Annotated in this window: 8 protein-coding genes and 1 pseudogene; all 9 read right to left on the bottom strand. The window is 44.7% G+C overall.

Features of this window, described 5'->3' with window-relative positions; genetic code table 11:
- Positions 1–308, bottom strand: a 308-nt coding sequence (locus ACFINO_RS08745) for a hypothetical protein (RefSeq protein WP_375655470.1), incomplete at its 3' end; no start/stop codon positions are given.
- Position 309: 1 nt separating this feature from the next.
- Positions 310–1,386 carry a major capsid protein gene (locus tag ACFINO_RS08740; RefSeq protein ID WP_375655469.1) on the bottom strand — a complete coding sequence of 359 codons (1,077 nt, stop codon included), beginning with the start codon at positions 1,384–1,386 and terminating at the stop codon, positions 310–312.
- Between the two features lie 12 nt (positions 1,387–1,398).
- Positions 1,399–1,767: a head decoration protein gene (locus ACFINO_RS08735; RefSeq protein ID WP_375655468.1), complete on the bottom strand. Its 369-nt coding sequence runs from the start codon at positions 1,765–1,767 to the stop codon at positions 1,399–1,401.
- Positions 1,764–2,030 carry a hypothetical protein gene (locus ACFINO_RS08730; protein ID WP_375655467.1) on the bottom strand — a complete coding sequence of 89 codons (267 nt, stop codon included), beginning with the start codon at positions 2,028–2,030 and terminating at the stop codon, positions 1,764–1,766. Before ACFINO_RS08730 ends, ACFINO_RS08735 begins: the two co-directional genes overlap by 4 nt.
- A 236-nt stretch (positions 2,031–2,266) precedes the next feature.
- Positions 2,267–3,046: pseudogene (locus ACFINO_RS08725) on the bottom strand (S49 family peptidase); the annotation flags it as partial.
- A 46-nt stretch (positions 3,047–3,092) separates the two neighbouring features.
- Positions 3,093–4,649, bottom strand: a complete 1,557-nt coding sequence (locus tag ACFINO_RS08720) for a phage portal protein (protein WP_375655466.1) — start codon at positions 4,647–4,649, stop codon at positions 3,093–3,095.
- Positions 4,649–4,897, bottom strand: coding sequence for a phage head-tail joining protein (locus tag ACFINO_RS08715; protein WP_375613951.1), 249 nt, complete (start codon positions 4,895–4,897; stop codon positions 4,649–4,651). Before ACFINO_RS08715 ends, ACFINO_RS08720 begins: the two co-directional genes overlap by 1 nt.
- 3 nt (positions 4,898–4,900) lie before the next feature.
- Entirely contained in the window at positions 4,901–6,847 is a 1,947-nt protein-coding gene (locus ACFINO_RS08710; protein ID WP_375655465.1) for a phage terminase large subunit family protein, read from the bottom strand.
- Positions 6,837–7,391: hypothetical protein (locus ACFINO_RS08705; protein ID WP_375655464.1), on the bottom strand; the 555-nt coding region annotated here is incomplete at its 5' end. The genes ACFINO_RS08705 and ACFINO_RS08710, both read right to left, overlap by 11 nt.

The following is a 7,391-nucleotide window of genomic DNA, read 5'->3' as shown; positions in this document are numbered from 1 at the left end:
GCTTGGACATCTGTGACCACGAAGTGTTCTTGAGAAGAGGGGGCTTTGTTGTTTTCAGGAGAGAGGACCACAATACTATCTTGAGGTTTTGGTGGTAACCCCCCAATATCATTGATACAAAGATCAAGTTCCTTTCTTGGAATTGTGGTGGGGATTCTGCCACCGGCGTCCGATTCTGAATGTTTAATGGTGTAAATCGCTGTGATACGAAAAGATTGCTGATTGTCCTTTCGTGTGTAGATGACGGGCTGCCCAAAGGTGTTGCGTACATCTTTAACCATTTGATTTAGCAGCCCGTGCCATCGCATGTTATTTCGCTCCTATAACTGCTTTGAACAGCATTTCAGGGCGTGTGCAAATGTAAAGCGGATAGCTATAGACCTCCGGTTTTACCCATGCATTACGGTCGTGGTCGACGATAAGCATGGTGTAGAGCGGTTTTCCAACCGTGTTGGCAAAATCCAAACTTTCTCCCGGTGCAAAGGTTTTTTGAAACACTCCCGGTGCATTGGCAGGCAAGAATTGACATTCATCCGGCTTAATGCCTATGGCGCGCTTTGTTCCAGCCTTCGCACTCACATTATAGTTGTGAATACTCCGGTAATTAATGAAAGTCACACCCGCAAAGTCAAAACTACCAAAGCTCCCAGAGCCAATCGAACTTGGTGTTGCAACACCTCCAGCACTATTTAAAGTTTGTGCAAGAGCTGTGTTGAGATAGGTTTCACGAATTGTTTTATGGTTTTTCAACTTGGAAAAGAATTCATTTCCACAAAGCCCAATAATGCGTGAACGATCAGAAAAAGCTCCTTTTGAAGCTTCAATCATTTTCATAATGACTTGATCAACATGGTCCGCAACATTGGTTGTTTCTGTATTTAGTTTAAAGTCAATGGGCTTTGGTGGTGCGATTTCCCATTCCTTGTACCAATCGACAATAACAGAGCCATCGGCATCAAGAACCACCCCTTGAACAGCGCCAAGTTGCATATTTTCCCATGTCAATTCGATTTCAGAAATCAGTTTCTTTTGTTTTCTGGCAATATATTTCATTGCTGTCTCTAACTGATCTTCTGCGCCAAATTCACGACGGTTTTGGATTTCTTCTGATTTCACCGTGTCACTTTTGGCAATCCGTGTTGTTTTGAAAAACCGAAGATTACGACCCTCTCTATCACCTTCTGCCAAAGGTGCGCCACGTTCACTGGTTTGAATCAAGGACAATGTATTGTCACGTCTTTCAATACCAACCACTGTGGTGCTTGTTTCCACTTCCTCAAAAAGATCAAGAGAACTAATAAGCCCCGGTTGAAATTCATAGTTTTCAATGGCTTTCATCATTGTGATGGCTGAGAAAGCATCATGTTTAAAAAAATTCATATCCATGTGCGCATTCTCCTATCGCAATAAAATATTGTTATGGTCTTCGAGAGACTGAATGGCAGCACTTTTTTGTTCATCTGTAATGGCATCTGGCCATAGCAATTCAGAAGCTTTTACAGTGCATAAGCGTGCTGTCATTACGGCACGTTGATCGGCTTGAGAGGCATCAACAGTGGCAAAAGAAATTCCAGCAGGGATTTGGCTGCCATCTGATGCTGCTGGATTAAGGGGGGCATATTTTTCTGATGCTGTAATTTTCCCCATGACAGTTCCCGCTTCAATGAATGCTCCTGATGCAAACACCACTTCTTCGTTTGACATATCGGGGTCGTAAGGTCCAAGATAAGCGCCATTGCGTACGTCGTCATAAATAATATTCGTCATTTCACTGCCCTCCAAGCTGCTTCCCATTTTGTATGAATCTTTGCCTTGCTCGTCCCATCACTATGAGGGGTATAAGGCGAGACTTTTAAAGACGCGCTTTGAGAGCTAGCAGCCGTCAACACACACTGGCGTGCTTTCTCGATACTCATACCGTTTTGAATAGCTTTTGCTGCGTCAAAAGAAACGCCTAAGTGCTTTGCTTGCCTTTCAAGGGTTGTTAGTGCTTTTGCGCGCTTTCTTTCTTTTTCAAGCACGGCTTTCATATCTTCGCGCTTGTTTTCATTGTCCTCATTGTCTTCGTCCTCTTCGTCTTCTTCATCGTCGAAGTCTTCGGCATTTTTGTCGATGTCGCTATCGTCTTCGTCCTCTTCCTCGTCATTGATGATGTCGACAATCTTTTCGTCATCCTCTTCTTCAGCGCGGTATTGTGTGCGTGCCATGTGTTTTGTCCTTCTTTTGTTGTTGATGTTGGGTTTTGTGATATGGAATCCGTTAAGGCTTCCAAAGCTTGCGCAAGGGTGCCTTGCACATCTGCTAATCCAAGCGTGATCGCTTGGGTGCCTATAAAAGTTTCTGCTTTTGTGTCACGAATTGCAGCAGCATTTAAGCGTCTGTTTTGCGCCACCAAATCGACAAACATCTCGTAGAGCAGGGCGCAATCGGCTTGCATTTTTATCTGTGCTGTATCGCTCAAGGGTTCGTGAGGGTTGCCATGGGTTTTGTGATCACCTTCAAAGACAAAGGTCCATTTAAGCCCGTGTTTCTCATCTGCACGGGATTGGTCAAGATGAGCGCAAACAACCCCAATCGAGCCCACAACACCCGTGCGAGCAATCCATATTTGAGAAGCAGAGCAGGCAATGGCATAAGCCGCTGAACAAGCAAACTCATTGGCATGTGCCCAAATGGGCTTGTCGTATTGTTTTGAGAGTGTTTGAAACTCTTCAACCAAATCAAACACACCACCGGCTTCTCCACCGCCGCTATCAATATCAAGTAAAACAGCGCGAACATCAGGTTGTGCAATGGCTTCACGAAAAGAAGCGCTTAAACCTTCATAAGAGGTTAGCCCTGATAAAGCCCCAAGCCATGCACCGCGACGCACAAGCGTGCCATGAACCGGTAGGATAGCAACATTGTTTTGTACTACATAAGTTTCAGGGGGGCTTAAAGCCGTTGTATCCCCTTGCGCAAAAGCCCCAGGGGCAAACTTTTCTCCCTCAAAAAGACGCGGTGCAAGAGCATTCAAAATGACATCAAGTTTTGTCGATGCAAGCATATGAGGAACACCAAAAAGCCGTGATACCAAAAACGGCATGTCGAGATTATTCACCATTTGTCTGCGCCTTACTGCCTTGGTTACTTTCATAAGTTTCAGAAGGTTCTGAATCTGCGGTATCAATTACTTGATTGCTACCAGCCGGTGCCGCCATATCGGTGTCAAAAGATAAGCCGCGCGCACGAGCGTCTGTGTGCTCTTCTTCAAGTTCGGCATGAATGCTGTCGATATCAAAGCCACGCTCGGCAAGTGCCATGCGTCGTGTTTTCAAGCCTGCACGAATTTCTTCTTTTTCCGCTGAGATATCCTTGTTTGGATCAATCATTTCAAGCGGGGGCGCAAAGCTTTCACATTGAAGCCATGGCAAGGAATTTTCTTCCCACCCTGGCAAATTGACGCATTTGACAAGCACTGCCATTTCAACAAAACGTTCCCAAACAATGCGGTTAAACTGAAAGGCAATGATATGTTCACGCCATTGTTTGACATGCCGTCTAAACTGAATGATAGAGGTTCGCACATTGGAAAAATTCCCCCGCGTAACGTCTCCAGTCACAACGGCATAAGGCATATTAAGTGCTGCACAAATTTTCAAGATATTGCGAAATTGAAAAGCCTCGTAAGAACCACCAACCTCAACAGGGGTTGAAAATGTAATTTGTTTTTCGCCATCGACCATGTTGACCGATCCAGGATAAATTTTATCCACGTCAGGTGCCTCTTCAGTCTTCTTTGGGGGCGTCGTTTGCTCACGATTTTCCTCTAATGCCGCATCATGAGATTCCTTCCCTGTAATAAACACCGCAAAAAGAGCCGCTGTCCTTTTTCGATCAAGTTCTGCATCATCATAGGATTCGAGTTGAAAGATCTTTGTCATACAGCGCGTTATTTTTGGAGAACCGCGCAATTGTCCAGCAATCCGGCGTTCTTTGATATGAATGACCATTTCAGCAGGCACACGTATGCGTTCTTGACTCTCAAAGACTGTGTTGAAAGGGCAATCATCATAGGGGTGATGTTCCCAGAAATGATAAGCAACGCGCTTACCACTGGCATTAAATTCAATCCCCATACGAATGTAATTGCCTTCAATCTCAGCCGGTCCATTGTAGGAAAGGTCCAACATTTCGGTGGGATAAACTTGTAATTGAAGCGGCACACCAGAGCGCCCGTAGAGGTCAACATAATGTAGTCTTACAAAACATTCACCAGTTAGAAAGACTTCTCGTGCAATGGTTGCTTGAAGTCCATAAAAATTGGCATCTTCATCATAGTCCGCCTCATCAACCCATTGCCACCATAAGTCTAAAAGCTTTTTCTTTTCTTCTTGAAAACCTTCAATACGAGGATAGGGTTTAATCCCATCACTAACAGCCGCAGAGACCCATTCTTCTGTTGCAGACCCATAAAGAGATTCATTATCATAGAGCCATCTTGAACGAGCAACAATGGTATCACCGCATTCTTCAATCGCTTTATTGATATGTTTCTTTGCGGGGTCAAAACCACCCATACGGCGGCTTTTGCTTGCCGCTTCAAAATGGGGATTGTGTTGACGAGAAATTTTAAAAAAGCCCGTGAGTTTATTGATAAAGCCAGCCATTAATAGCCTCGTGATATATTAAAATAGAAAACGCGTGAACGCTTGCGCCCTTCAAGGTTGGCTATTTGTGTGTTCAGCATCTCAAGCGCTCTGCGCAGTTCCTCAACAGAGCGGTTACTGACTTGCTTATCGCCATGGCGCACCGATTGTGCTCCCGAATAAAGAGCTTCTTCAATTTGTTCACGCCGCCTTTTTAAGTTTTCAAGTCTCTCAATTTTGCTGTTAATTGGTTCTAAAGTTTCACCCACAAATTACCTCCAATCCCCTCGCATATAAGGATTCATCATTGTTCTGAATGGCTTCTTTTGAGGCTGTGCTGTCTGAGATCTTCTTGGAGAAGGAGAGGGCACATGTTCTGATGTTGGCTGTTCTAAAGCGCCTTCAATTTTAAGTTTTTCCAAACGCTCTTCTAAGATATCGACTTCTCGATTAAGGTTTATTCCTGCCGAAATCAGACCTTGTAAAGCAGCATAAGCATAGACCCTACAGTCCAAGGCTTCGTTTCTTGCCTTTTCACTTTTTTGCCATTCAATACGCTTGAAGCCTTTAAAATATTTGATGACTTTTCTTTCAGCGGTCAGTTGGTCAAAATATTCTCTATCAAGGCTTTTGTGAAAGTGTGTTGCACCAGCCCCTGATGCTTCAGGTCCCGATTTTTTAAACCGTGCCGTGATAATATCTTTTGCCGCGTCAACACCAACAATATAGAGATTAATCTGCCCCTTATTGTTTTTGCTTGGTCGGCGTGGCCATACCGCACGCCATCCCGCTTGCCCCTTAATGCCCCAGATACGCCGCCCTTCACGCGGGCGTACATAATTATAAACCGCCTGTGTGTGTCCACCACCGGTATCAATACAAGCAGCTGTTATCCTAATTCCCTCTTTATAGCCTGTATGTGGCCAGCGTTTTGTAAGGTATTCATCCAGCTGGTCCCATACTTCAAAAGAAGAGGGATCACCAAGGATCACTTGATAATCAATATGCCAACTTTCTTCACTGCGTCCCCATCCAACCACTTCAAGTTCTAAGCGGTCATTTTGCACATCAATACCAGCTGTTAACAACACGGCTTGTTCTGGTGCAAGGGGATAATCTTCGCGTTTTGCATAGAGGCTATCTGGGTCAACAACTTCGCCTGTTCTGTCCTCCCATGGCTCTCCAAGCACTGTATTAATAAAAACTTGCAAAAGAGCAGGGTCTTCTTTGGCTCTTAAAAATTCGCGCGCACAATCGCCCCAAGTCAGCCATGGCGAATAAAGCGCTGAAATATGGTAAGAACGCAGACGAGGCTTACTTGACTCCTGGGTTGCGATCCAGCAAGCACCGTTTTCTTCTGCCATTAAGGTGGACTTACGATGTTCGGCATGTTCATGACCACAATGCGCACAAACAAAAACAGCTTTTTCGGGGGCGCCTTTTGGCCACTTAATTTGTGACCAAACAATGGGTTGTAGAACACCACATGCATCACAAGGGACATTGTAATATCTTTGATCACCTAGCACAAAATCCTTGGCAATACGGCTTGTGTCACGGTGTGTCGGCGTGGACAATTTAAAAATTTTACGTTGAATAAAAGCAGAGGTTCGTTTTTCAGCAATTGTTACAGGATCGCCTTCATTATCGACATTCAATGGGTAAGCATCGACTTCATCCAAAACCAAATAGCGAATAGGAGAAGAACGCAATCCAGCAGCACTATTTGCTCCTGTAATCATCAATGTCCCCCCATAAAATTCCTTTGAAAACATTGTATTACCACTGTCTCTTGCACGAGCAGGAGCAATGCGTTCACTTAAAGCAGGGCTAGCTGAAATCATCGGATCAAGACGAGACTTTGACAGTTTCTTAGCGGTCTCAACTGTCGGCATCACATAAAGGGCAGGTCCTGGACTATGATGAATGGCATAACCACAAAAGTTCAATGCTGCTTCCGACATTCCAATCTGAGCCCCCTTCATCACAACCGTTGTTTCAGTCGGATCATAAACAGAAAGATTATCCATGATCTCTCGTAAATAGGGGGTACGTATAGTCCTCCATAATCCAGGCTCAGCACTCGTAACTGTGCTCAAATAACGATTTTTATCAGCCCACTGGGAAACAGTATAAGGCGGGTCAGGACGGCGTCCTTCATTCGCATAGCAAAAAAAGAGCCCAGCATCAGAGGACGAGGGCAAAGCATCACTTATCATGTTCTGGATTCTCTTCTAAAATGTTGGGATCGTGAAAAGAAACAGGGACGACATTTTCCACTAAAGCTTTGCGCATATGATGATCGATAGCTCCAATAAGGCTCGCAGCATCACATCCCACTTGCGCCGCAATTTCAGTACCAAAGCGATAGGCAAAATTGAGCATTGTATCTCGATGCGCTCTTCCAAAGTTCCATGCTTCTTTTCTCACTTCTTCACGATCAACAGTGGTTTCGCGTAACTTTTCCAGAGCAATTTTTTCTTTTGCTAGCGCAACTTGCATTCGCTCCAGTTTTATCTTGTATTCATTAGCGCCCTCTGTGGAGGCTTGTTTGATCTTTGTCCGCGCTTGACCATCAGGCGCTAAAAATGGGGGTGGGCGCTTTGTTGGATTCTCATTCCAGATGGCTGTTGCAAGGGCTTCATTGACAGAACCATCTTCAAAAAGAGCCGCATCAAATTTACCTGTCTTTATCCGAGAAACCACCGCATTATGTGAAACACCCATCTTCTTCGCAAACGCACGAACCGATAGACCCTTACG

The sequence above is a fragment of the Bartonella sp. AA83SXKL genome (assembly GCF_042196965.1).
Lineage (GTDB): Bacteria > Pseudomonadota > Alphaproteobacteria > Rhizobiales > Rhizobiaceae > Bartonella.
The sequence above is the reverse complement of the archived record's forward strand: the minus strand, read 5'-3'. Positions and strand labels throughout refer to the sequence as shown.